This is a genomic window from Streptomyces sp. NPDC097107, assembly GCF_044762405.1.
In the GTDB taxonomy this organism is placed as follows: Bacteria; Actinomycetota; Actinomycetes; order Streptomycetales; family Streptomycetaceae; genus Streptomyces; species Streptomyces thinghirensis.
Map to the genome: position 1 here is coordinate 119,532 of NZ_JBIWEF010000004.1, position 24,790 is coordinate 144,321.

At 74.6% G+C, this 24,790-nt stretch carries 14 protein-coding genes and 1 pseudogene; 6 read left to right on the top strand and 9 right to left on the bottom strand.

Going from position 1 to position 24,790, the window contains the following annotated elements:
• Positions 1-298 precede the first annotated feature (298 nt).
• The 3 genes from ACIQ1J_RS10740 to ACIQ1J_RS10750 all read left to right on the top strand — a co-directional run bounded on the left by ACIQ1J_RS10740 (position 299) and on the right by ACIQ1J_RS10750 (position 4,758).
• Positions 299-1,708: a DUF4157 domain-containing protein gene (locus ACIQ1J_RS10740; protein ID WP_403555998.1), complete on the top strand. Its 1,410-nt coding sequence runs from the start codon at positions 299-301 to the stop codon at positions 1,706-1,708.
• Positions 1,709-1,795: 87 nt separating this feature from the next.
• Positions 1,796-3,241, top strand: a complete 1,446-nt coding sequence (locus ACIQ1J_RS10745) for a hydrolase (RefSeq protein WP_403556000.1) — start codon at positions 1,796-1,798, stop codon at positions 3,239-3,241.
• A gap of 74 nt (positions 3,242-3,315) precedes the next feature.
• Positions 3,316-4,758 (top strand): RICIN domain-containing protein, encoded by a 1,443-nt coding sequence (locus ACIQ1J_RS10750; protein WP_403556002.1) that lies wholly within the window; start codon positions 3,316-3,318, stop codon positions 4,756-4,758.
• Positions 4,759-4,777: 19 nt separating this feature from the next.
• Here the strand turns inward: ACIQ1J_RS10750 and ACIQ1J_RS10755 are convergent, their stop codons facing one another.
• The 3 genes from ACIQ1J_RS10755 to ACIQ1J_RS10765 all read right to left on the bottom strand — a co-directional run bounded on the left by ACIQ1J_RS10755 (position 4,778) and on the right by ACIQ1J_RS10765 (position 8,550).
• Positions 4,778-6,940, bottom strand: coding sequence for an ATP-binding protein (locus ACIQ1J_RS10755; protein ID WP_403556004.1), 2,163 nt, complete (start codon positions 6,938-6,940; stop codon positions 4,778-4,780).
• Positions 6,937-7,704: a DUF4255 domain-containing protein gene (locus tag ACIQ1J_RS10760; RefSeq protein ID WP_403556006.1), complete on the bottom strand. Its 768-nt coding sequence runs from the start codon at positions 7,702-7,704 to the stop codon at positions 6,937-6,939. Before ACIQ1J_RS10760 ends, ACIQ1J_RS10755 begins: the two co-directional genes overlap by 4 nt.
• 162 nt (positions 7,705-7,866) lie before the next feature.
• The gene (locus tag ACIQ1J_RS10765) at positions 7,867-8,550 is read right to left on the bottom strand and encodes a LuxR C-terminal-related transcriptional regulator (RefSeq protein ID WP_403556008.1); all 684 of its coding nucleotides are present in this window, start codon (positions 8,548-8,550) and stop codon (positions 7,867-7,869) included.
• 411 nt (positions 8,551-8,961) lie between these two features.
• Here ACIQ1J_RS10765 and ACIQ1J_RS10770 point away from each other — a divergent pair, with 411 nt between their 5' ends.
• Positions 8,962-12,441 carry an AAA family ATPase gene (locus ACIQ1J_RS10770; protein WP_403556010.1) on the top strand — a complete coding sequence of 1,160 codons (3,480 nt, stop codon included), beginning with the start codon at positions 8,962-8,964 and terminating at the stop codon, positions 12,439-12,441.
• Here ACIQ1J_RS10770 and ACIQ1J_RS10775 read toward each other — a convergent pair.
• Both ACIQ1J_RS10775 and ACIQ1J_RS10780 read right to left on the bottom strand, forming a co-directional pair.
• Positions 12,432-17,558 (bottom strand): hypothetical protein, encoded by a 5,127-nt coding sequence (locus tag ACIQ1J_RS10775; RefSeq protein WP_403556012.1) that lies wholly within the window; start codon positions 17,556-17,558, stop codon positions 12,432-12,434. The two genes, ACIQ1J_RS10770 and ACIQ1J_RS10775, sit on opposite strands and share 10 nt — an antisense overlap.
• A gap of 118 nt (positions 17,559-17,676) precedes the next feature.
• The gene (locus ACIQ1J_RS10780) at positions 17,677-18,594 is read right to left on the bottom strand and encodes an aminoglycoside phosphotransferase family protein (RefSeq protein ID WP_403556014.1); all 918 of its coding nucleotides are present in this window, start codon (positions 18,592-18,594) and stop codon (positions 17,677-17,679) included.
• A 105-nt stretch (positions 18,595-18,699) separates the two neighbouring features.
• On the opposite strand from ACIQ1J_RS10780, the gene ACIQ1J_RS10785 reads away from it, so the two are divergent.
• Positions 18,700-20,109 carry an NAD(P)/FAD-dependent oxidoreductase gene (locus ACIQ1J_RS10785; protein ID WP_403556016.1) on the top strand — a complete coding sequence of 470 codons (1,410 nt, stop codon included), beginning with the start codon at positions 18,700-18,702 and terminating at the stop codon, positions 20,107-20,109.
• Positions 20,110-20,286: 177 nt separating this feature from the next.
• On the opposite strand, the gene ACIQ1J_RS10790 is transcribed toward ACIQ1J_RS10785, so the two are convergent.
• The 3 genes and pseudogenes from ACIQ1J_RS10790 to ACIQ1J_RS10800 all read right to left on the bottom strand — a co-directional run bounded on the left by ACIQ1J_RS10790 (position 20,287) and on the right by ACIQ1J_RS10800 (position 23,323).
• Entirely contained in the window at positions 20,287-21,789 is a 1,503-nt protein-coding gene (locus ACIQ1J_RS10790) for an MFS transporter (protein ID WP_403556018.1), read from the bottom strand.
• Between the two features lie 67 nt (positions 21,790-21,856).
• Positions 21,857-21,998, bottom strand: a pseudogene (locus ACIQ1J_RS10795) (zinc-binding dehydrogenase); the annotation flags it as partial.
• Between the two features lie 164 nt (positions 21,999-22,162).
• Complete coding sequence (locus tag ACIQ1J_RS10800; protein WP_403556020.1) at positions 22,163-23,323, bottom strand: NAD(P)-binding protein; 1,161 nt, start codon at positions 23,321-23,323, stop codon at positions 22,163-22,165.
• 153 nt (positions 23,324-23,476) lie between these two features.
• Here ACIQ1J_RS10800 and ACIQ1J_RS10805 point away from each other — a divergent pair, with 153 nt between their 5' ends.
• Positions 23,477-24,175: a pentapeptide repeat-containing protein gene (locus ACIQ1J_RS10805; RefSeq protein ID WP_403556022.1), complete on the top strand. Its 699-nt coding sequence runs from the start codon at positions 23,477-23,479 to the stop codon at positions 24,173-24,175.
• Between the two features lie 78 nt (positions 24,176-24,253).
• Here the strand turns inward: ACIQ1J_RS10805 and ACIQ1J_RS10810 are convergent, their stop codons facing one another.
• Positions 24,254-24,754, bottom strand: coding sequence for a hypothetical protein (locus tag ACIQ1J_RS10810; protein WP_210962341.1), 501 nt, complete (start codon positions 24,752-24,754; stop codon positions 24,254-24,256).
• Between the last annotated feature and the right edge of the window lie 36 nt (positions 24,755-24,790).

Genomic DNA, 24,790 nt, shown 5'->3' on the forward strand with positions numbered 1-24,790 from the left:
GGCGGCGGATCGCCGGGGGCGGGTAGGGCCTGTCGGTGGGGCCTGTCGTTCGGGCCGGCCGGTCCGTGGGGCGGCGATTCGGCGGTGACGGTAGGGCCTGCCCGTAGGGCCGGCCGCGATTCCCGCCGCCCGTCCGGACTGCCCCCGAAGCTGCCCTCACGGACCTGCCGGAGGCGGGGGCGCTCCGGTAAGGCTGGGTGGTCAACCGTCCGGTGTCGAAGGGAGCGTCGTGCGCGCGCACGGAACGCGGAGCCGATCGTCCGACGAGCGGGACGCGACGAACCGCCAGGTGGCCGCGGTGAGCGCGCCCGTCCAGCGGATGCTGGACCTCCAGCGCCTGGCCGGGAACGCCGCCGTGGCCCGGTCCGTCGAGACGGACCGGCACCAGCACGGCCCGGGGTGCGGCCACGCGGGACCGGCCGTGCAGCGCCGGGAAGCCCCGCACGAGCACGGGCCCGGCTGCGGGCACGGAGCTGTGGAGGACACCGGCCCGACGGCTCAGCGCAGCCTCCTCGACGCAGCCAGGAACACGCCGAGTACGTCGCTCCCCGGGGCGTTCCTCGCGAAGGCGAAGCCGTTCTTCCAGAACGACCGGCTCTCCGAGGGGCGCGTGCACGACAACCCCATAGCCCAGCGCGCCACGGCGGCGCTGGGCGCCGAGGCCATGACGGTCGGCAAGCACATCTTCCTCGGCCCGAAGGCCGTCGGTAACACGAAGACCCTCGCCCACGAGGCCAGCCACCTCGACAAGAACATCAGGGGCATCCCCGAGACGGGCAACAACCACGGTGCCGGCCTCACCGTCACGGACCCCGGGCAGGGTTCCGAGCGGGCGGCGGACACCGACAGCGACGCCTTCATGTCCGGGGCCGGCACCGCACCGTCCGTGGTCGCCCAGCGGTCGGTCGCGCAGGGCGCGGACGACACGGGTCCGACCGTGCAGCGCAGCACGGACGGCGTCGTCCAGCGCACGGGACGCCGCCGGCGCCGGGGCGAGGACGAGTCGGACATGGACCGGGTGGTCGGCGAGATCGAGAACCCCGCCGGCAGGTCGGCCTCCTACAAGGGCGGCGGGGAGTCGAAGAAGGTCTCCAAGTCGGACCCGGACCTGCCCTGCTGGGACTGGGCGGTACGGGCCGCCGCGGGAACGGGCGGCCTCGACCGGGGGGACTACTGGTCCTACCTCACCGGCTGGCTGGAGGCGGGCGGTGTGCCCGGACTCAGCGACCTGGCGCCCGCGGTGCGGGAGCAACTGGCCCAGGTACGCGACCAGATGCAGGCCTCGGGGCTCCACTCCGGCCCCACGGGTGCCGATGTGCAGCAGGACGAGACGACGATCCAGCCCCTCATGCAGCGCGCGGTCGAGGGCTTCGTGACGGCGCACGGCTTCCAGATCAAGAGGGACGACCCGGCCGCCTGGATCATGTGCCACTACAAGATGGACGGCACGGCGGGCACCCCCGAGCACTTCTGGGTCGAGATCAAGGCCCCGAGCGGCCGGGTGCTCGTGCAGACCGTCCCGGGCATGGACCACTTCGAGGCGGGCGGCACGGACCTGCGCTGGAACGACCCGAACAGCACGCGGGGGCGCCGGCACGACCACGACCGGTACGTGACCATCCAGGTGCCGGTCGAAGCGCTCAAGGGCCGGCACACCGAGATCCTCATGGAGCTGGTGAACCGCAACCAGCGCCCCAGGCTCGGGTAGTCCGCGCCGGAGACCGGACCCGCAGGGGCAACGAGGTCTGCCCCCGCGGCTCCTGACGGCGTCCCGGCGGCGCCGTAGCGTCGCGGCGTGAGCCTGTGGACTTCCCTGGAGCCCGCGTCCGCGACGGTGGACCCCGGCAGCAGTACGCGTGTGCGCCTGAGGGTGCGCAATACCGGTGACGTGGTCGACGAGTACCGGTTCGAGCCTGTGGGGGATGTGGCGCCGTGGACGACGGTGGAGCCGCCGACGTTGCGGTTGTATCCGGGGACGACCGGAACTGTTGAACTGACGTTTGCGCCGCCGCGTACGTCTGATGCGGTGGCGGGGCCGAATCCGTATGCGGTGCGGATTACGCCGACGGAGCATCCGGACGCGGTGACGGTTCCGGAGGGGAACCTGACGATCACGCCGTTCACCGAGGTGCGGGCGGAGTTGGTGCCGCCGACGGTGAAGGGGCGGTTCCGGGGGCGGCCGCGGCTGGCGGTGGACAATCTCGGTAATACGAAGGTGACGGCGTCGGTTTCCGGGAGTGATACCGGGGATCATCTGTCGTACGAGATCCGGCCGGGGAATGTGCAGATCGAGCCGGGGCGTGCGGCGTTCGTGGAGACGACGTTGAAGCCGCGGCAGGTCATCTGGTTCGGGTCGAAGGAGGAGCGGCCGTATTCGCTGGCGGTGCGCCGGTCGGGGGTCGAGCCGACGGAGGTCGAGGGGACGTATGTCCAGCGTGGGTTCCTGCCCGGCTGGCTGGCGGCGTTCTTCGGTATCGCGCTGGCGTTGACGATCGCGTGTGTGATGATCTGGATCGCGTACAAGCCGCAGGTCCGTACGAGTGCCACGGATCAGATCGAGCAGGCGGGCAGTGCGCTGGCGCCCAGTCCGAGCGCGAGTCCGGAGACCTTGCCGAGCGCGGCCGAGTCGGTGCCCGAGGAGCCGAAGGCACCCGAGCAGCCGGTCCCCGAGGAACCGAAGGACGACGGCGGCGCGGGCAAGGGCGACGACGGCGCGGGCAAGGGCGACGAGGGCGAGGGCGGCGGTGAGTCGAAGAAGGCCGAGCCGCCGAAGCCCCGGACCGCCGCCACGGCGGTGAAGGAGATCGCCGCGCGCAGCGAGGGCCGGCACATCTGCTACCGCGCCTATGTGGCGGACCGGGGCTGGCAGGAGCCGGTGTGCGACGGGGCCGAGGCCGGCACGGTCGGCAAGGACCTGCCCGTCAAGGCCCTCAACATCGCCGTGTCCGGGACCGGAGGCACCAGTGGCAACGGAGCCCATGTCGTCGAGGGCTGGCTGACCGGTGACAAGTGGGCGGGTGCCGCCGACGGCAAGGACATGTATCTCGGGAGCACCAAGGAGGCGCTCTCGGCCCTTGAGGGCTTCACGATCAGGACCACGAAGGGCGCAGTCTGCGCGAACACCCATGTGCAGAACCGGGGCTGGCTGAACCAGGGCTGCACCGAGCCCGCGGACTGGCGGTACTTCGGCAGTGAGATGGGCAAGAAGCTTCGGCTGGAGGCCGTCCGTCTCACCGTGTGACCGCGCCCGTAGGGGCAACCGGGTCTGCCCCGGCGGCTCCTGACGCCACACCGGTACGCCCGTAGCGTCGGTGTGTGAGCCTTTGGACTTCGCTGGAGCCCGCGTCCGCCACCGTTGATCCTGGCAGTAGCACGCGTGTGCGGCTGCGGGTGCGTAACACCGGTGATGTCGTTGACGAGTACCGGTTCGAGCCTGTGGGGGATGTGGCGCCGTGGACGACGGTGGAGCCGCCGACGTTGCGGTTGTATCCGGGGACGACCGGAACTGTTGAACTGACGTTTGCGCCGCCGCGTACGTCTGATGCGGTGGCGGGGCCGAATCCGTATGCGGTGCGGATTACGCCGACGGAGCATCCGGACGCGGTGACGGTTCCGGAGGGGAACCTGACGATCACGCCGTTCACCGAGGTGCGGGCGGAGTTGGTGCCGCCGACGGTGAAGGGGCGGTTCCGGGGGCGGCCGCGGCTGGCGGTGGACAATCTCGGTAATACGAAGGTGACGGCGTCGGTTTCCGGGAGTGATACCGGGGATCATCTGTCGTACGAGATCCGGCCGGGGAATGTGCAGATCGAGCCGGGGCGTGCGGCGTTCGTGGAGACGACGTTGAAGCCGCGGCAGGTCATCTGGTTCGGGTCGAAGGAGGAGCGGCCGTATTCGCTGGCGGTGCGCCGGTCGGGGGTCGAGCCGACGGAGGTCGAGGGGACGTATGTCCAGCGTGGGTTCCTGCCCGGCTGGCTGGCGGCGTTCTTCGGTATCGCGCTGGCGTTGACGATCGCGTGTGTGATGATCTGGATCGCGTACAAGCCGCAGGTCCGTACGAGTGCCACGGATCAGATCGAGCAGGCGGGCAGTGCGCTGGCGCCCAGTCCGAGCGCGAGTCCGGAGACCTTGCCGAGCGCGGCCGAGTCGGTGCCCGAGGAGCCGAAGGCACCCGAGCAGCCGGTCCCCGAGGAACCGAAGGACGACGGCGGCGCAGGCAAGGGCGACGACGGAGGAGGTGGTGGCGGGGCGCCCGAGAAGCCCGTGAAGAAGAAGCCCGTGGTGCCCGCCGAGAACGTCCTGCTGCGCAACACCGCCAGCGACATGTGCGCCGAACTTCCCGGACGTGAGGAGGGGAAGATCAACGGCCCCGTCCAGCAGGCCGTCTGCGACGGCACCGACGGGGACAACCAGGTCTGGGACCTCGAGGTGCAGGCCGAGAAGGGCCCCGCCGGCGTGGCTCTCTTCCAGATCCGGAACATCAAGGACCAGCTCTGCATGGACCTGGGCGAGTACGAGTCCCGGCCCGTCGGAACGCCCGTCGCCGAGTTCCACTGCGACGGCACGACCGCGGACAACCAGCTCTGGTGGATCGACAAGCAGCCGAGCGGTGACTACTGGATCCGGAACTTCGCCAGCAACAACAGGTGCCTGGACGTGGACGACGCCGACGGCCCCCTCTTCGCCCGGCTGAGGATCTCCACCTGCACGAGCAGCGGCGAGCAGGAGTGGAAGATCGCCCCGGTGAAGAAGGACTGACGTCGAGGAGGACCGACGGTCACCAGCCGCCTTCGCCGGGCACCAGCCGCCCGGCCTTGCGGTACTCGCGGCGGGCGCCCTCCAGGAGGTCGCCCGCCGTCACGTGGTCCCCGCGTCCGGCGGCGAGGTACGCGGCGGTGACCACCGCGCTGCGGATCGACCCGCCGGCCAGCTCGAAGTCCCGGGCCAGCGGGGCCGGGTCGATGCCGTCGGCGGACGGGACGTGCGACAGGCCGTGCCGCCACAGCGCCAGCCGCTGACCGGCGTCCGGGAACGGGAAGTCGACCACCAGGTCCAGACGCCGGGTGAACGCCTCGTCGATGTTGGCGCGCAGGTTGGTGGTGAGCAGGGCGATGCCGTCGAAGGACTCCAGGCGCTGGAGCAGGTAGGCGCTCTCCATGTTGGCGTACCGGTCGTGCGAGTCCTTGACCTCGGAGCGCTTGCCGAAGACGGCGTCGGCCTCGTCGAAGAGGAGTACGGCGTCGGTGCGGTCGGCCTCCGTGAAGATCCGTTCGAGGTTCTTCTCGGTCTCGCCGACGTACTTGTCCACGATCGACGACAGCTGGACCACGTAGAGGTCGAGGCCCAGGTCGGCCGCCACCACCTCCGCCGACAGGGTCTTGCCGGTGCCGGACTCGCCCGCGAACAGGCCGAGGACGCCCCGGCCGCGCCCACCGCCCGCGCTGAGCCGCCAGTCGCCGAGGACGCGGTCGCGGTGGCGGGCGCGCAGGGCGAGTTCGCGCAGCTGGGTGAGGGGCGCTTCGGGCAGGACCAGGTCCCGCCAGTCCACGGCGGGACGGATCCGCCGGGCATGGCTCTCCAGGCCGGAGGCCGACTGACGCCGGGCCGCGAGCCGGACGTGGCCGGCGGTGACCGGGCCGCCGTCGAAGGCGGCGAGGGCGTGGGCGGCGTGCGCGGCCCGCTGGATCCGGTCGCCGCCCAGACGGTAGGGGGCGACGGCGGTGGCCAGGTCGAAGCCGTCGGCGTCCGGGCCCAGCGCGGCCCGCCAGGCGGCCGCTCCGCCGGCCCGGCGGCCCGGCGCGTCCAGGACCAGCGGGTCGTGGGGTGCCCAGTGCGGGTCGTAGGGGCGGGGGTCCGTCAGCAGTACGGTCACGTCCGTCGCCGCGGTCAGCGCCCGTACCAGCGGGCCCGGTTGGCCGGGCAGGCCGGACACCACGACGGCCCGGCCGCCGAGGCGTGCCTCGCGCAGCAGCTCGGGAACGGTGGAGAGGTCGTCTTCGGGTCCTGAGCAGCACAGCGCGTCGAGGTCCGCGGCGCGCAGGACGGAGGCGAGGGCGGCCAGGCCGTCACCCTCGCGCTGTTCGCGCAGGTAGACGGCGAGCGGGCCGTCGTGCAGACGTGCGGCCAGGCGACGCGTGAAGTCCTCGGCGTCGGCCCCCGCGGGCAGCGGGTCCGGCATCGGGTGCAGCCGGCCGAGGAGCGCGGCGTCCGGGGTGTCGTCGCCGAGCAGATGGCCGGCCAGCCGGTCCGGGACCCGCAACGAGCGGGTGAGGAAGGGCCGCTCGGGCTCCTCGACCTCCAGCAGTCCGAGTGCGCGCAGAGGTGCCGAGGCGTGGAAGCGGCCCCGGACCGCCGCCACGTGGGCGGGCGCCCCGCACAGGTCGAGGGCGAGGCCCACGGTGGCGCGGCGGCGGCTCACGTCGTCGTTGAGGTAGCCGTAGAGCGGCTCGAAGGTGCGGTCGACGTCGGGGGCGAGCGCGATGAGCAGGACGGCGGTGTCCAGCTCGGTCAGCCCCGCCCGCCCGGCCAGCAGCGCCAGCCGGTCACCGGGACCGGCCGGGTCGTCGGCGGGCGCGTGTGGCGGGGCACCTTCGGGAGCTTCGGGAGCTTCGGGAGCTTCGGGAGCTTCGGCGGCAGAGGCCGCGGTGGCGTCGGCGGACGGCCAGGTGCGCAGCAGGTGGTGTACGGCGTCGTCGGACAGGTACAGGCCGCGCAACGGGTCGTCGGCCGTGGGGTCGCCGGCGGCGCGGTGCTCGACCAGCGCGGTCACCCGTTCCCGCAGGGCGGCGAGGTGGGCGAGCAGGGCGTGCGCGGGATCGTCGTGCGGGGTGTTCGGGGTGTTCGGGCCGTACGACTCGCGCGGGTCGTACGAGTCGGACGAGTCGCCGGCCGGGGTGCCGGGGGCGGCTGCCGTCGCCGCCTCCTCGGTGCGGGCGCTCACCGCTGGTCCGTGCGGCGGCTCACCGCGTCCTCGCGAGGGGTCGCGTCCCCGCGAGGCGGCGCGTCCCCGCGAGGCGGCGCGTCCTTGCGAGGGGCCGCGTCCTTGCGAGGGGGCGCGTTCTTTCGGGCGGCGCGGGCGGCGGCCACCTGGTGGGGGCGGTGGGCGCGCTCGCTGGACTGCGCCGGTTCGCCGGGCAGTTCGCGCACCCGGACCAGCGCGCCCTCGGTGACCGGCGGCCCGGCGTCGTACTCCGGGAAGGCGGGGAAGGGCACGGTCACCACCAGGTCCAGGGAGGGTTTCAGCTCGCCGCCGAGGGCGGACCAGATCTCGGCGAGGGAACGGGACTCCGTCTGGGTGCCGGCCACCGTCAGCGGCATCGACAGCCCCAGTGCCCGCAGTGAGGCGGGGAGTTCGGAGGGCGACAGGACCTCGCGCGGCAGCAGGGTCGCCAGTACGGCGGACAGCAGCCGGTGTTCGTCCTGCGGGGTCTTCGTCCAGGCCGTCACCAGGTACGACAGCCGGAACCAGCGCGGCGGCCGGCGGCGCCGCACCTCGATGTCCCGTTCGTCGCGGACCGACATGTGTCCGCTCTGCCGCCGGGCCACGTCCTCGCGGATGTCGTACATATAGGCGTTGACCACGGGGGCGTTGCGCCGGGCCGCCCAGTCACGGGTGGGTGCCTCGAAGGACACGTCGATGCCCGAGCCCGTCAGCGCGCCACCGCCGAGGAGGCTCTTGAGGACCTCGTCCACCTCGTGGATCACTCTTGTGCTCCCGCCCTGCCGTCTCGCCGCCGCCCGTCCGCCACTGTCCGTCACCGATCGTGCCCCGGGGGCCGTCCCGCCCGCAGGCGCGCCGGGGACGGCGGCCGGGCAGGCCGGCGTGCCCGCGCGGCCCCAAGGGGCCGCCTTCGGTTGCCCGTTCGGTCAGATGTAGCCTTCCCGCAGGGCATAGGCCACGGCGTGCGCCCGGTTACGCAGATGGAGACGCGTGGTGAGTCCGTGCATGACGTTTTTGACGGTCCGTTCGGAGTAGGACAGCTTGCCGGCGATCTCTCCGGTGTCGAGGCCCTCGGCGACCAGTCGCAGGACGTCCACCTCGCGGGGTGTGAGTCCCAGCGAGGGGGCGCCGGGGCGGCCCGCCGCGCCCCGGTGCAGGGTGCCCACCTGGTTGATGAGCCTGCCGAGCAGGTCGGCGGGCAGGTCGCCGTCGCCGCGGGACGCGGCCAGTACCGCCTGCACCAGCCGGTGGGCGGTGGCCTCGTGCCGCCAGACGATGGCACCGACGCCGCACTCGACGACGTCCAGCAGCTCGCTCTCCCGGATCGCGCCGACCACTAGGACGGCGCGCGCGCCCTCGCTGCGCACGATCCGGCGCAGCCGGGTGAGCGCCCCCTCGTCGAGCGCGTCCTCGATGAGCAGAGCCACCGTGCCGGGGCCGGACTCCTCGCGCAGATCGATCTCCGGGTGGCGGCGTAACTGGCTGACCGCGCCCTCGCGGCTGATCGGGTCCGGAGCGGACACCGCCACCGGGACGCGCCGGTCGGCGACGCCGACGGATCCGTCGGCGCCGAGACTGGATGTGGTGGTGGTCCGGGGTGAGTTGAACAACCGTTTCCCCCCTGTTCACGAGCCCGCCGTTCGGCGCAGGCCGGTAGCGGATGAGCGTGTTCCACACTTCTGTGGCGGCTGGGGCTGCGCAATCGTGGAGCACCACGAGGCACACCACGAGACCAGCGCGGCGACCCTCTCGAACGGGCCGTCGGGCGGAGGTACCAGCAGGTCAGGAGGGCCTTGCGCAAAGGCGCGCGGGTCCGTGGCGCCGGGCGCGCACCACCGTGAGCCTCGCCACAGCCACAGCCACAGCCACAGCCACAGCCGCAGCCGCAGGCGCAGGCGCAGGCCCGGGCACCGCCCGGGCCATGGGAGGCCGTTCCGGTTGGTGGGCCGGCTCACACCACCCGTGTCCGCATTCCTACGTCTCACATACCGGGGGAGCACCATCCACCACAGGAGGCACCGATGACCGGACCGCTCCGCGAACGCGACGACGCCCTGGCGTTGCTCGCGGCCGATACCGAGCGCGCCCGGGCCGGCACCGGCGGCCTCGTCCTGCTGCGCGGGGCCACCGGCACCGGCCGCACCGCCGTACTCGAGGCCGCCGCCCGGCACGCCGCGGACCTCGGCCTGCGGGTGCTGCGGGCACGCTGCTCACCCGAGGACACCGGCGTTCCCTTCGCCACGGTCCTCCACCTCCTCGGCCCGGTACCGGAGTTCACGGACCTGGCACCGGGCGGCGACGACCGCGGCAACGCGGCCCGGCTGTGGCGGCTGCTGCGCTCGTACGCGGACGAGGGCCCGCTGCTGGTGGCCGTGGACGACGTCCACCTGGCCGACGACGCCTCGCGGCGCTGGCTGGTCGAGGCGGCCCGGCGCGTCGACCGATTACCGGTACTGCTGGTGGCCACCGAGCGCAGCCAGTACGACATCGAACCGCGGCCCGCCGGACTCACGCAGGCCCTGTCGCCCTCCCTCGTGCGCACCCACACCCTCGCCCCGCTCAGCGACGCGGCGGCGGCCGGGCTGGTCCGTGCCGCCTTCCCCGCGGCCGGACCGCGCTGGACGCGGGAGTGCGTACGGGCCGGCGCCGGCAGCCCGATGCTCCTGCACGCCCTGCTCGACGACCTCGGCGGCATCCCGCGGCAGGACGGCCCCGCATCCGACGGCGCCCCGCTCCTGCCCGACACCTGCGCCGCGTTGTACCCCGGGACCTACCCGGCGGCCGTCTCCTGGTGGCTGAACAGCGCCGGCCCCGCGACGGCCGACGTGGCCCGCTGCCTCGCGGCACTGGAACAGGCGTGGCCAACGGGCACGGACGGCGACCAGGCCCCCGACCCGGCGGACCTGTCGAACGGACGCGGGGCGGCCGGGCATGCCCTCGCGCCTCCCGGCACGGAGCCGAGCCACTCCGCCGCCGCACCCGACCACGCGCAAAGCGCGGGACACGACCAGCAGGCGCGGCGCGTCCGGCCCACGGAGCCCACGCCACCCGCGCGGTCCGCGCAGAGCGACGCGGAGACGCGGCGCGCCCAGGACGCGCCGCCCGGGCCGTCCGGGCCGTCCGCGCAGTCCCACCCGTACGCCCAGGACGCGCCGTCCGGGCCGCCCGACCCGTACACGCAGCACACCCGCTACACGCAGCCCGCCCCATACGCCCAACGCACGGGGTCCACGCCGTACGCCCCGTACGCCCCGTACGCCCCGTACCCCCAGTACGGCCGCCTCCCCCAGCCCCCCGACGCGCCGCACCGGACGGTGCCGGGGCAGGCCCACCATCCCTCCCGGGGACGTGCGGCCGAGGCGGGGGCCGGGGACCCGGTCGATCTGCTCGCCGAGGCGGCCGGTGCCGATCCCGCCCGGGTCGCCGGTTGGCTCGCCGCGATGACCCGGCTGGGACTGCTGCGCCCGGACGCCGCCGGCCGCCCCCGCTACGCGCACCCGCTGCTGCGCGACGCCGTGCTCACCGGCTGGCCCAGGCCCCGCCGGGAGGCGGCGCACCGGGCGGCGGCGGAGGCGATGCTGCGCCGGGGCGACCGGGTCGAGGCGGTTGCCCGGCATCTGCTGCGGACGCCGGCCGTCGGCCTGCCCTGGGCGCTGCGCGTCCTGCGCGACGCGGTCACGGTCGCCGTGCACGACGCCCGGCCCGACGACGCCGTCGGCTATCTGCGCCGGGTGCTGGACGAGCCGCTGCCGGACGACGTCCGCCAGCGGCTGCTGACCGAACTGGGCTCCCTGGAGTACGCGTCGGCCGACACCCCGGCGGCCATCGCGCGCCTCGCCGAGGCGCAGCACCTGCCGGCCGACCCCCGCAACCGGGTGCGTACGGCCGTCGCCCTCGGCACCGCGCTGGCAGGGCGCGGCGAGATCCGTACCGCCATGGAGGTGCTGCGGCGGACGGAGGGCCGTCTGTCCGACCACCCGGGTCTGACCCGCACCGTGCAGACCGCCGGCGCGCTGCTGTCCGACGAGGACCTGGCGACCCGGCAGGAGGTGTACCGGTGGCTGTGCGAGACCGGCGAGAACTCCCCGGAACTGGTGGGCACCGCCGGACAGGCCCTGCTCGTGCGGTACGCGGCGACGGCCGCGCTGATCTCGGCCGAGGAGGCGATGACCCGCGTACGGGCCCTGCTCGCGCAGCCCACCGACCCGCTCGCCGAGCCCTTCCTGCTGGGCACGGCCGCCGCGGTCGCCCAGTGGGCCGACGAACTCGACGAGGCCGAACGGCTCGTGGAGCGCGGCCTCGCCGGACAGCACCCTGCCCTGCTGCACCCGATGCAGCACGCGCTCCTCAACACCCGCGCGGACATCGCCGGGGCCCGCGGCGACCACGCCCGGCTGCTGGCCACCGGCGACGCGGCGGGGGACCCGGCAGCGTCCCGCACCGGGCCCTCCAACCGGGACGCCCACACGGTGATGGCGCTGGTCCACACCGGCCGCACCGACGAGGCACAGCGCCTCGCCGACCGGTTCGACCTGCGCGAGGTGCCGGAGAACTGGGAGCTGAACCGCTTCCTGTACGCCCGGGGCGTGCTGCGCGCCGCCACCGGCGACCCGGCGGGCGCGGTCCACGACTTCCTGGAGTGCGGACGGCGCCAGACCGCCCGCGAGGTGGTCAGCCCGGTCGTCACCCCGTGGCGGACGGCGATCGCGGAGTGCCGGCTGGCCCTGGGCGGCGGTCAGGAGGCACTGGCCCTGGCGACGGAGGAACTGCGGCTGGCCCGGGTGTGGAACACCCCGCGCACGGTGGGCCGCGCCCTGCGCGTGCTGGGCACCGCGACCGGCGGACGGCGCGGCCTGGAGCTGGCCGAGGAGGCCGTACGCACCCTGCGGGACGCACCCGTCGACACCCACGTGGAGCTGGTCGCGGCGCTCATCGCCCAGGGCCGTCAGCTCGCCGCCACCGGCGACCGCGGCCGCGCGCGCGACTGCCTGCGCGAGGCGGCGGAGCTGGCCGAACGCAAGGGTGCCCTAAGGCTGCTCGCCACGGCCGGGGAGGCTTTGCGCGAGAGCGGCGCCCGGGGCGCGGTGACGGCGTTGACCGGTTCGGGGGCGCTGACCGGCAGCGAGCGCCGTATCGCCGAACTGGCCGCCGACGGACGTACGAACACCGAGATCGCCGAGCTGCTGCATCTGGCCAGGCGCACCGTGGAGACCCACCTGACCAGCACGTACCGCAAACTGCGGATACGCCGCAGGACCGAGCTGCCCGGTGCGCTGGGCGGGGCCGGCCGCTCCAGGGAAGCGCACCCCACCGCACGGACCGCCCAGGACCCCGCACGGCACACCGCCCAGGACCCCGCACGGCACACCGCCCAGGACCCCGCACGGCACACCGCCCAGGACCCCGCACGGCACACCGCTCAGGACACCCCACGAAGCACCGCACCGAACATCGCACCGAACACCGCACCGAACACCGCGCGGCGCACCGCTCAGGACTGAGGATCCGCGGCTGCCAGACGCCCTTCCGCGGCCCGCAGCCTGCTGTCGTCCGCCGTCTCGGCGAGCAGCCGCCGGGCGACCGGCTCGGGCATCCGGACCACCACCGGCGCGGGCAGGGTCAGTTCCCGTACCGCCGTCCCGGTCCGGTGCGTGCCGCGGGCCACGACCCGTGCCACCACCCTGACGTCCACCGTGAACTGGACGAGGACGGACCGCTGCTTGGGCTTGTGCACCGGCATCGAGCCGGAGCCGTTCGCCGTCATGCCGGCCGCCCCGCCCGCGCCGTCCGCGTTGGCCAGGGCCTGGTTGAGCCGGAACTCGGTGGCGTTGAGCAGGCCCGCACCGAACAGTCCGCGCCCCGCCCGCCCGCGGTCCGCCGAGTACTGGCCGTCCTCCTGGGTGGGCCTGGGGCCCTCCGGGCCGCTGGGCGCGATCGCCTCGAACGACATCTTGGCGCCGGTGCCGAGCACCTTGCCGGCGCGCAGCCGCGCGTGCACCGATGCCCGCAGATCCTGGCCCTGGAGCCCGCCGGCGTGCACCGGCGGCAGCTCCGCCCCCGCGTTGGTCAGCAGCGGCAGCGCCGAGATCAACCACTCGGTGGAGACGGCCTCCTGGAGGGTGTACGCGGCGGACTGCCCCTTGTCGCGGTAGCGGTGCCCACCGCCGGCCTCCTGCACCGCCGCGTCCACCAGCCGCCGGACCTGCGCAGCCCCCTGGAAGCCGTTGACCTGTGCCTCCAGCGGCAGCCGGACTCCTCCGTCGCGCCAGGCGCCGAGCCGTGCCGGGTCGGCGTCCGCGGCGGCGGGCGGCCGTTCGCCGGCCGGCCGGGCGGTGACGGGCTCCAGCCGGGCCAGAGCCGTCAGGTCGTCCTTCGGCACACGGTGTGTCAGCTCCTTGCGCCCCAACCGGGCGAGAGCCACCCGCCCCTTCGCGGAGTGCAGCTCCAGCGAGGCGTCGACCGGCACGCGCATCTTCGCCGGGCCCGTGGCGGAGTCGGCGACCAGCTTCATGCCCACCTGGGCGCGGGAGGCCGAGCCCCCCCGCTGCGAGTCGGCCGTGGCGGCGCCGAGGCCGGCCACCCCGCCCGTGCTCTTGAGCAGCCCGGCACCGCCCTCCGGTTTGGCGGACCCGGCGAGGACGCCCTCCGCGCCGAGCGAGCCGCCCCGCTCCTGGGAGTCCGTCCGCTGCGCGGTGGCCGAGGTGATGTACTCCATGTCCCGCTGGTCGGTCGCCATCTCGGCGAACCTGCCGGGACCCGCCCGGCGGACCCGGAACACCGCCCAGTACGGCGTCCTGCGGCCGTCGAACAGCTCCACGGTGACGCCGCCGTCCATGGCGCTCGACAGCAGTCCCTCGGAGCCGTCCCGGTCCAGGACGCGCAGCAGCCGCTGCACGTTGTCGTTGGGGTCGTCCAGCTGCCGGTGCGGCAGCAGGTCCGCCGCCAGGGACTCGTCGCGGCGGGCGAGGGCGGCGCGCAGCTCCGTCAGCAGCGGCACGAAGTTCGGCAGGTTCTCGATCATGCCCATACCGAGGGGCAGGCGGGCGTCGAGGCCGGGCACGGGCCGCTCGGGAGTGCGGGCGGGGTCGGCGGGCGGGACCATCGGTGCGCCGGCCTGCCGGTCCGCCGGCCGCTCGCCGGCCCCCAGGGGCCCCTCCGCCTCCGCCTCCGTCCGGCCCGGCCGGGGCGCGAGCACGCTCTCCATGCCCAGCGCCTCGGCGGCCGACCGCGGCAGCCTCAGCCCCTGCGAGGACAGCTGCTCCGCCGTCAGCCACACCCCCACCTCGCCCGGCAGCGTCCGCGCCTCCCTGGTCACGTACGGGCCGCCGCCGGTGACCTTGACCTCGGCGACCATGGTGACCAGGAGGTCGCACCGGACCAGGTAGAGCGGAGCCTTGCGCGGGGTGTGGGCGTTGCGCTCCACCGTGCCGGACACGGTGACGGCCCCGGCGGTGCTCTCCCCCTTGCTCCGGGTCACCGCCGCGCCCTGCCCGGTGCGCCACTCGGCACCGTTCTGCAGGCCCATCAGCCCGCCCTGGTACGTCGTGGTGCTGCCGCGCCCCTCCTGGCCGCCGGCCTGGTGACCGCCGAGCAGGAAGGTCTCCGTGCCGGGCCCCGAACCCTCATGTGTCACCCGCGGGTTGGTGAGCGCCAGCCGCAGGCCCACCGCCCCGTCCAGCGCGGCGAGCCGGCGCGGGTACTTGAGGTTCTTCACCACCCACCCCGAGGACACCGCCTGCCGCAGCGCCCCGGTGAGCGCGCCCGGGCCGAGCCGTTCCTCGATCGCCTGCCGGGGCGCGAGGCCCTCGGTCTGCAGCGCCCGGTCCTCGCGGACCCCCTTGTCCCGGGCCGCCGCCCCGGCCAGCAGGTCGAAGGCCAGGTCCCGGATCGGGGCGCCGGAGCCGACGGTCTCCACCAGCGTCCAGTGACGCAGGGCCCGGCCGCTCGCCGGGCGGGGCGTCAGCCCGGCCAGGTCGCCGATGCCCGCGGCGTCCACCCGCCACTCGGGCCCCCGCTGCCGCGCCCCGCGCGCGGCCCCCTCGTCGTCGAGGCGCCGCTTCTCCTCGCCGTCCAGGGTGAACTCCGTCGGCGTGACCAGCCGTACGTCCTGCTGCTCCACGTCCATCCGGGCGATCCGCTCGGGTTCGGGCACGTCGCGCCCCGGTGAGCCGGGCAGGACCGAGCGCCGGGCCTTGCGCTGCCGGTGCGTCATGGTGACCTGCACCTGCATGTTCAGCGGCGCCGAGAAGACGCTCGCGTCCTCGGAGCCGTTGGTGAGGACGTCGCTGCGCGTGGTGGGCCCGGCCTGGTTGCGGCGGGCGCTGATGTGGTTGCGGTCGCGGCGGGCCGAGCCCGTCAGGACACCGGGGACGATCCGCACCTGGCCGATCGCCGACCAGCCGGCCGAACGTGAACTGCTCCGCCCGCTCTGGAGGTTGCTGCTGACGCCGGAGTGGCTGCGCACCAGCCACTTCTCGATGTCACCGGCGTACTCGGCGTCGCCGAGCGTGCCGGTGACCCGTATCTGCACGTCGTGCGCGTGCATACGGCTCTTGCGGCGCAGCCGCACCGGCACGCCGGTGGACAGCAACTGGTCCTTGTTCGCCTTCAGGTTGGTCTCCGAGAGCCGGGTGACCAGTTCCTGGTAGTTGTGCCGCTGGGCCTGGGCCTCCGCCGCGGGAACGCCCGGTTTGCGCTTGTCGCCGAAGGGGGGCAGGAAGCCCGCCAGACGGGGGTCGGCGGCGAACATGCGCTCGATGGACGCGATCATCCCGGTGGTGTCCAGCCTGTCGAGCGCGACGCTCGCCCCCAGCGCCCCGAACGGCAGGTGACGTTCGACGTCCTCCTCCGTCCCCTGGTCGCCCCCGGCTCCCTCCCGTCGCCGCTTCGGTCCGGTGACGAGCGGGCCGGCGCTCACCCCGGGCGGCAGCGGAAGCCCCAAGTCCTGCGCCTCGTCCGCCCGCAGGGTCATCCACATCCGGAGGGAGTGGCGGGCCACCCGGGAGGCCCGGCCCAGCAGCATGTTCGCGGAGCTGGTCCCGGTGCCCTCCACGGTGAGGTCCACGGTGGCCAGGTAAAGCACCTTGTCGCCCCGGACCTCGGCGCCCACCCGGCGGGCCGTCGTCTGGTCGTACTGGGTGAAGCGGGCCTTGCGGGCGGCGGCGGTGGGCATCGCCCCGGCCCGGACGACTGCGGCGTTCACGGCCACGCCGGCACCGACCGCCGGTCCCGCGCCGATCGCGCCGGAGCGCCCCTTGCCCGCCGCGTCGGCGGCCGTGTGCTGGGCGTGGGCGTGGGTGCGCAGCTGGGTCCGGCCGGCGGCCCAGCCCGGGGCGAGGCCGGCGATCCGGGCGCTCATCCGGTACGCGCCGGCCGTACGGGGGTCCGGCCCGGTCAGGTCGTCGCTCACGACGCCGTTGCCCAGCAGCCGGGGCATGTCCTCCAGCACGGCCGTGGTGGAGGTCGCCGCGTAGAGGCGGGCCCGCCCGGGGGAGCCGGGCGCGGTGAGCGAGGGGTGCAGCACGGAGGCGACCGCGTCGAACAGTCCGCCGCCGCCCGCGTGCGGCCCGGCGTCGTCGGTGCGCGGCCCGGCGTCGTCGGTGACGGCGACCGGGGCGAGGGAACCGGCGTGCCGGACGCGCCTGGCCAGGGCCGGGTCGTCGACGCGCGGCGCCGGTGGCGGCGCGGCGGTGTCGTACGGCACGAGGCTCTCGGTCGGCACCCGCATGGTCAGCGTGCCGGTGCCGTACACGGGCGGTGCGGGTGCCGCGTCCTGCTGCCTGATCCGTACGCCGTAACGCACCCTGCGCGGTACCTCGACCGACCCCGACTCGCTGCGCAGCACCCGTGGTTCGGCCACGCCCTTCTGGCTGCGGCTCTCCCGGGACGACTGCCAGGGCTGGGCCTGCGCCATGCCCACGCCGCCCAGGTACAGGCCCGGCGCGACGGGCGCGAGCCCGAAGAAGGTCCCGCCCGCGCCGTAACTCGTCGAGCCGCCCGAACTGGAGCCCACCGCGGCGGCCGAGTTGTGGTGGACGTCGACCTTGGTGGCGTCCTCCTGGGCGCGTGCGAGGGCGGCCGGCTCGATCTCCGGGGGCCGTTCGTCGGCGGCGGGGGAAAGGGTGACGGTCACGTCGAACCAGCCCCGCCCCTCGCCCCCCTCGACGGCGAACGCGCGGCCCTGCCCGTAGAACGTCTCCGGCCGCGCGGCCAGTTCCGCCGCGATCTCGGCGACCGTGCCGTCGGCGCGCGCGACGGCGCCGGCCACCACGGTGCGGACGAAGTCGTGCCCGGTGAGCCCGTACGTCGAGGACAGCCCCGGGGCCTGAAGGCCCAGCAGGTACGGGGGGAGGGTCAGCCCGCGCTCGGCGGCCTCCGTCACGGTGCCCAGGCCCGGCCCGCCCGGCGCGGCCGCGCTGTTCGCCGCGCCCGGCCGCATCGCCCGCGTGGCCCTCGAATTGCCGGCGCTCTGCTGGAGCGCGAGCATGGAGCGCGGCCCGGGCCCGCCGGCCTGGCCCAGGCCGTGCGCGCGTTCCGCCCGGGGCACCGAGGGCGTCCGCCCACGGGCGCCGTCCTGGCGCTCGTCCGTCTGCCGCCGTCCCTGCCGCTGTCCTCGCACCCGCGTCAGCGTAGGGACGCGGAAGCGGCCGTACGGGGCCCGTGACCGGGTTCGGGGAGATCGTCGACGAGACCTCTTCCGCTGTTCAACTACGGTGCATTCGGCGAGGCTTGACAGTTCACGCCGTCCGCAGCAGCCGCCCGATCTCCAGCTGCTCGGGCTCCAGCGGGTCGCCGTCCTCCACGTTCCACAGGCTGTTCTGCAGGACGCGGCCGAGGGACCAGGCGCGGGCCCGCTCCGGGTCCAGTTGGAGGACGTCGGTCATGGCGTCGAAACGCCACCGGGTCTCGCCCGGGTCGTAGCGGTTGTCGAGGGCGGGCAGCAGGTCGAACCCGGGGTCGCCGGCCAGCGGCTTGGGGTCGATGGCGAGCCAGGGGCCGCGGTCCGCGGCGAGGACGTTGTCGTAGTGCAGGTCCCAGTGCAGCAGCCGGTCGCCCGGCTCGTCGGCGACCTCGCGCACCGCGGCGGCGCAGTCGGCGACCAGCCGTCGGTCCGCCGGGTCCGCGATGCGCTCCAGCGCCCACGGTGTCCGCTCCAGCATGCCCCGCGCGATGTCGCCGAGACGGCGCACGCCGGGCGGCGCGGGGGTGGCGGTGAGGTGGGCGAGCAGCCGGGCGATGACGAGGACGGCCTCGCGGGAGTCCTCGACGTGGCTGAGCGCGCGGGACGCGTCGAGGCGTTCCAGGAGCATGGTACCGGTGGCCGGGTCGTGGTCGAGCAGCCGCACCGTCCCGTCGCCGTCCCACAGCCGCAGGGCGACGGGCTCGCCCTCGGTCTCCTCGTCGAGGATCTGGAGCTTGAGCACGGCCGGTGTGCCGTCGGGGCGCACGACGGGCAGCACGAGGGCCGCCCAGCCGTGCATGGAGGGCCCGTCGAGGCGCAGCTCCCAGCGGTCCAGGAGGCCGGCCGCCAGCGCGGGCAGCCCGTCGATGAAGGCGCGGCCCGCCGCACCGTTGTACTTCGCCTGCGAGACGGCGAGCGCGTCCGGAACGTCGATCACGTCGGCGACGCTACCGGCGTGCGGCCCGGCGGTCACGGGGTTATCCGGCGCCGACGGCACCCCCTACGGCCCCCGCAGGCCCGGAAATTCGACGGAATCCGAAGGAGACAGGCACCGTTCACCAGGGCTAACGTCCTTGCCATGAGCGGCTCGACCAGCGGCGTCGTCAACGGTGGCATCTCCTTCTGGTACGCGGACGACGGTCTCCCGGCGGCGGTGCGCGAGCCGCTCGCCGGCGACGCGTCGGCGGACGTGGTGATCGTCGGAGGCGGATACACGGGCCTGTGGACGGCGTACTACCTGAAGCAGGCCGCCCCCTTCCTGCGGATCACCGTCCTGGAGCAGAAGTTCTGCGGCTACGGCGCCTCCGGCCGCAACGGCGGCTGGCTCTACAACGGCATCGCGGGCCGCGACCGGTACGCGAAACTCCACGGTCACGAGGCCGCGGTACGCCTCCAGCGGGCGATGAACGACACCGTCGACGAGGTGGTCCGCGCCGCCGAAGCAGAGGACATCGACGCCGACGTGCACAAGGGCGGAGCGCTCGAAGTGGCGTGCACCCCCGCGCAGGCGGCCCGGCTGAAGGCGTTCCACGAGGCCGAACTGGCCTACGGCGAGAAGGACCGGGAGCTGTACGGCGCCCGGGAGACGGCCGAGCGGATCAGGGTCGCGGACGCGGTCGGCTCCTCCTGGACCCCGCACGGGGCCCGCCTGCACCCGGTGAAACTGGTCAAGGGCCTCGCGGCGGCCGTGGAACGCCTCGGTGTGACGATCCACGAGTCGACGCCGGTGACGGAGATCCGCCCCCGGCACGCGGTCACCCCGTACGGCACCGTCCGCGCCCCCTACGTCCTGCGCTGCACCGAGGGCTTCACCGCCTCCCTCAAGGGCCAGCGGCGGACCTGGCTGCCCATGAACTCCTCCATGATCGCCACCGAGCCGCTGACCGACGCGCAGTGGGAGTCCGTCGGCTGGGCGGACCGGCAGACCCTCGGCGACATGGCGCACGCCTACATGTACGCCCAGCGCACCGCCGACGGCCGGATCGCGCTGGGCGGGCGCGGAGTGCCGTACCGCTACGGCTCCCGCACCGACAACGACGGCACCACGCAGGCGGCGACCGTCGGGGCGCTGCGCGGGATCCTCGTCCGCTTCTTCCCGTCCCTCGCCGGACTGCGCGTCGAGCACGCCTGGTCGGGTGTCCTGGGCGTACCCCGCGACTGGTGCGCGACCGTCACCCTGGACCGCTCCACGGGCCTCGGCTGGGCGGGCGGCTACGTCGGCTCCGGCGTCGCCACCGCCAACCTCGCCGCCCGCACCCTGTGCGACCTGGTCCAGCACGACTCGGGTCAGGGCGGCCGCACCGACCTCACCGGCCTGCCCTGGGTGAACCACCGGGTACGCCGCTGGGAACCGGAGCCCCTGCGCCGGCTCGGCGTGCAGGGCATGTACGCCGTCTACCGCGAGGCCGACCGGCGCGAACGCACGGGTCACGGCGCGGGGTCGTCCCGGCTGGCACGGATCGCGGACCGGGTGGCGGGCCGGAGCTGAGAGTGCGCCCGCGCGGACGCACGGGTCACGGCGCGGGGTCGTCCCGGCTGGCACGGATCGCGGACCGGGTGGCGGGCCGGAGCTGACCCGGTCGGCCCGCGCGGACGCACGCCGGACGCAGACCGGACGCCTGCAGGGGCCCCGCGGACGGCAGACTGGGGCGGGGCCCCTGTCCCCCTAGGCCACCGGTTCCGGCACCGGCCGGTCGGCCGGGGCGCCGTGTTCCGGGGCCTTGGCCGTCACCATCAGGCCCGCGACCAGGCCCGCCAGCAGCATGATGCCGGCGGCCAGCCAGATGGCGACCGTGTAGCCGTGGACGATGCCCTCCCGGACGACCGACTCCCGCCGGGACGGGTCGGTGAGGTGGGAGGTGATGTAAGTCGCGCCGGTGCTGGTCGCGATGGTGTTGAGCAGCGCCGTGCCGATCGAGCCGCCCACCTGCTGTGCGGTGTTGACCGTCGCCGAGGTCACGCCGGAGTCCCGCGGGGCGACCCCGGCGGTGGCGGTGGAGAAGACCGGCATGAAGGTCAGGCCCATGCCGAGGCCCATCAGGAGCAGGGCGGGCAGGATCGCGGTGGCGTACTCCGAGTCCACGGTCATCCGGGTGAGGATCACCATGCCGCCGGAGGCGAGGAGCATGCCGGGGACCATCAGCATGCGCGGGCCCACGCGGCGCAGCAGCCGGGCCGAGATCTGGGTGGAGCCGAAGAGGATCGCGGCGGTCATCGGCAGGAACGCCAGGCCGGTCTTCAGGGGCGGGTAACCCAGGATCTCCTGGAGGTAGTAGGTCATGAACAGGAAGAGCCCGAACATGCCGACGACGGCCAGCATCATCGTCACGACGCAGCCGGCGCGGTTGCGGTCGCGGATGATGTGCAGCGGCAGCAGCGGGTTCGCGGCGCGGTTCTGCCACCACACGAAGCCCGCCAGGAGCACGACGCCCGCGGCGAACAACGCCGCCACCAGCGGGTCGGTCCAGCCGCGGGGCTCCGCCTCGCTGAAGCCGTAGACGAGCGCGACCAGGCCGCCGCAGCCGAGGACGGCCCCGGGGACGTCCAGGCGGGCGCCGGTGTGTCCGGGGCGGTCGTGCAGGAGCAGGAAGGCGCCGATCACGGCGGCGACGGCGATGGGGATGTTGACGTACAGGCACCAGCGCCAGTTCAGGTACTCCGTGAGTACACCGCCGACGATGAAGCCCACGGCGGCGCCGCTGGCGGCCAGCGTGCCGTAGATGCCGAAGGCCTTCCCGCGCTCCTTCGGTTCGGTGAACGTGGTCGCCAGCAGCGACAGCGCCGACGGCGCGAGGACGGCGGCGAAGACGCCCTGGAGGGCGCGGGCGCCGAAGAGCATCGCCGACGTGGTGGCGGCGCCGCCGATCGCCGAGGCGGCGGCGAAGCCGATCAGCCCGATGACGAAGGTGCGTTTGCGCCCCACCAGGTCCGCGACCCGGCCGCCGAGCAGCAGCAGACCGCCGAAGGCGAGGGTGTAGGCGGTGATCACCCACTGGCGGTTGCCGTCGGACATGTCCAGGTCGCGCTGCGCGGAGGGCAGCGCGATGTTCACGATGGTCGCGTCGAGGACGACCATCAGCTGGGCCAGGGCGATCACCACCAGCCCCCACCAGCGGCGGGGGTCGGCCTCCGCGGGCGCGGCCGGCCCACCTGTCCGGGTGCCACTCATCTGGCCAGAAGACCATGAAGCGGGGCGAATCGCATCCCGTTGCGCAGATGGCCGTACCCGCCGCCTCTCATGGTTCCAGGACCACCTTCCCGGTCGTCGCCCCGGCTCTCCAGCGCGCGGTGCGCGGCGGCGGCGCCGGCGAGCGGGAAGCGGTGCACGGCCGGGGTGAGCCGCCCCTCGGCGGCCTCGGTGAGGGCGCGCAGTCCCAGGACGCCCGCCGCGCGGACGCCGATCCGGACCTGGCCCGGGCCCGGCCGCGGATCCTCGGCCTCTTCGAGGGCGAGGCTCCCGGCCGGGCCGAAGGCGTGCAGGCGGATGGCGCGCATGGGATCCCCCAGGGTGCGGCGGGCCGTGTGCGCCCCACCCAACGACCTCAAGCGTGTTTGAGGTCAACCTCCCGCCGGCCGAGGGCCAGGGACACCGCCGTCAGCGCGCTGTTGAACGACACCTCCGACAGCAGCCCCGGCGCGGCGACCTGGTCACCGGCGAGGTAGACCCCGTCGCCGCGGTCGACGGCGGGCCGGTCGCGCCAGGTCGTGCCGGGCAGGTCGACTGCGCCGGTACGGCCGTTCGCGATCGCCTCGCGCCGCCAGGTGAGACGCTCGCGCCAGCCGGGGAAGCCGAGGTCGAGCAGCTGCTCGGCGCGGGCGGTGCCGTCGGCCTTCGACTCGTCGGGCGCGATGGGTATCTGTCCCTGGATCAGCTGCTCGCCCGCCGGGGCCAGCGTGCGGTCCTGCGCGGTGAACCGCTCGATCCAGCCCGGCGCGTCCAGGTCCGAGACCGCGAAGGCGTCGCCGCGCCGGGTCCGTACCGCCACGTCGATCAGGGTGGTGCGACCGCTGGGCCAGGTCAGCGCGGGGTCGCCCAGCAGGCGGCGGGCGGCGTCGAGAGAGGTGGCGACGACGACCGGGGAGCCGGCCGGCACCGCGTCGACGCGGGAGAGCGTCTCCACCCGGACCCCGAGGTTCCACGCGAGGGCCGCCATCCGGTCGATCACCCCGGACCAGCCGCCGCGCGGGTAGTGCGCCTCGGGCGGCAGCTTGGTGGCCCGGCGCAGCCGCTCCTGCACGAAGGCGGCGGACAGCGACCCCGGGTCGTGGTGGAAGAGGGCGACGGCGCAGTAGTGGGCGGCGGCCCGGGCGCCCTCCTCGCCCGCGACGCCGGTCGCCCAGGTCAGGAAGTCGGTGTCCACGGGGGCCGGTCCGGCGCCCCGGCGCAGCAGCTTGAGCATGGCGAAGGGCGGGGTGCGGCGCAGTACCCCCTTGTGGCGCAGCCGCAGCCGGGCCCCCTCCAGCGGCGGGAGCGGCGCGAGCGGACCGATCAGGTCGCGCTGCTTGAGCCACGCCCAGTGCGGGCCGCCGTTGTAGAGGGCGTGCGGGCCGTCGTTGGTCCGGTACCGGCCGTCGGCCGTCCGGGCCCGTCCGCCGAGCGTGTGGTGGGCCTCGTGGACGGTGACCTTGGCGCCCGCCTCGGCGGCGGTGATGGCCGCGGTCAGTCCGGCGAAGCCGCCGCCGATGACGGTGATGCGATGCATGGCTCGGGGTCTCCCTCGGGTCGGGGTCGCCTGGTGTGGTGCCTGTCTGCGAGTACGACGGCCGCGGGGGTGCCGAATGTGACATGCGGCCGGGAGAGAAGGTGTTCGCGCAGGCCGGAGCGGGTTGTCAGTGCCGGGGTGCAGCATGGGGGCATGGCGAGGAGAGCGGCGGGCGGCGGCGGTACGGGTGCGACGAAGGTACGGGCGGCACGGCGCCCGGAGCTGCGGCTGCCCCCGCTGGAGCCGCACGACGGGAGGGAGCTGGAACCGGACGGGGACTACGACGGGCTGGAGTTCCGGGACACCGACTTCGCCGGCCAGGACGGCGCCGGCGCCCGCTTCATGGACTGCGTGCTCACAGGGTGCGCGCTGGACGAGGCGTCCCTGACCCGGGCCCGGCTGCTCGACTCGGTCCTCGACGGAGTCCGGGGCGTCGGTACGCGGCTCGCCGAGGCGACCCTGCGCGACGTCGAGCTGGTCGACGCCCGCCTGGGCGGCACCCAGCTGCACGGCGCCGTCCTGGAACGGGTGCTGATCCGCGGCGGCAAGATCGACTATCTGAACCTGCGCCGGGCCCGGCTCAAGGATGTCGTCTTCGAGAGCTGCGTCCTGGTCGAGCCGGACTTCGGGGGCGCCCGGCTGGAGCGGGTCGAGTTCGTGGACTGCGCCGTGAAGGGGGCGGACTTCAGCGCGGCGGCCCTCACGGACGTCGACCTGCGCGGCGCCGCCCCGCTGGAGCTGGCCCGGGGCGTGGACCGGCTTTCGGGGGCGGTGATCAGCCCGGCCCAGCTGCTGGACCTGGCGCCGGTGCTGGCGGCGGAGCTGGGGGTGCGGGTGCTGGCGGGGGAGTAGGGCGAGCTGGGGAGCAGGGCGGGCGGGGGAGCAGGGCGGGCCGGGCGCCGGCGCGAAGCGGGTCCCGGCCCGCGGCGCTCAGGAGACCCGCGGGAAGCGGGCCTGGAGAGTCCAGATCGCCGGGTTGTCCGCCAGGCCGTCGTGCATGTCGGTGAGGTCGGCGATCAGGTCGTGCAGGAAGTCGCGGCACTCCCGGCGCAGTTCGGCGTGGGAGAAGGAGAGCGGGGGCTCGCTCTCCGGCAGCCACTCGGCCTCGATGTCGACCCAGCCGAAGCGGCGCTCGAAGAGCAGACGGTCGGTGGACTCGGTGAAGTCCAGCTCCGCCCGCTGCGGACGGGCGGCCCGGGAACCCGCCGGGTCCCGGTCGACGCGCTCCACGATGTCGCACAGCGCCCAGGCGAAGTCGAGCACCGGCACCCATCCCCAGGCTGTGGACAACTCCCGGTCCGCCTTGGTGTCGGCGAGATACACGTCCCCGCAGAACAGGTCGTGCCGCAGCGCCCGGACGTCCGCACGGCGGTAGTCCGTCTGCGGGGGGTCGGGGAAACGGGTGGAGAGGGCGTAGCCGATGTCGAGCACGCAGGTGATGGTGTCACGGCCCGGCCGTCGCCGGCG

Bases quoted from the DNA above. Each gene is read 5' to 3' on its own strand.
- ACIQ1J_RS10770 (WP_403556010.1), top strand. From the start codon at position 8,962: ATGACCGGACCGCTCCGCGAACGCGACGACGCCCTGGCGTTGCTCGCG.
- ACIQ1J_RS10785 (WP_403556016.1), top strand. From the start codon at position 18,700: ATGAGCGGCTCGACCAGCGGCGTCGTCAACGGTGGCATCTCCTTCTGG.
- ACIQ1J_RS10790 (WP_403556018.1), bottom strand. From the start codon at position 21,789: ATGAGTGGCACCCGGACAGGTGGGCCGGCCGCGCCCGCGGAGGCCGAC.
- ACIQ1J_RS10800 (WP_403556020.1), bottom strand. From the start codon at position 23,323: ATGCATCGCATCACCGTCATCGGCGGCGGCTTCGCCGGACTGACCGCG.
- ACIQ1J_RS10805 (WP_403556022.1), top strand. From the start codon at position 23,477: ATGGCGAGGAGAGCGGCGGGCGGCGGCGGTACGGGTGCGACGAAGGTA.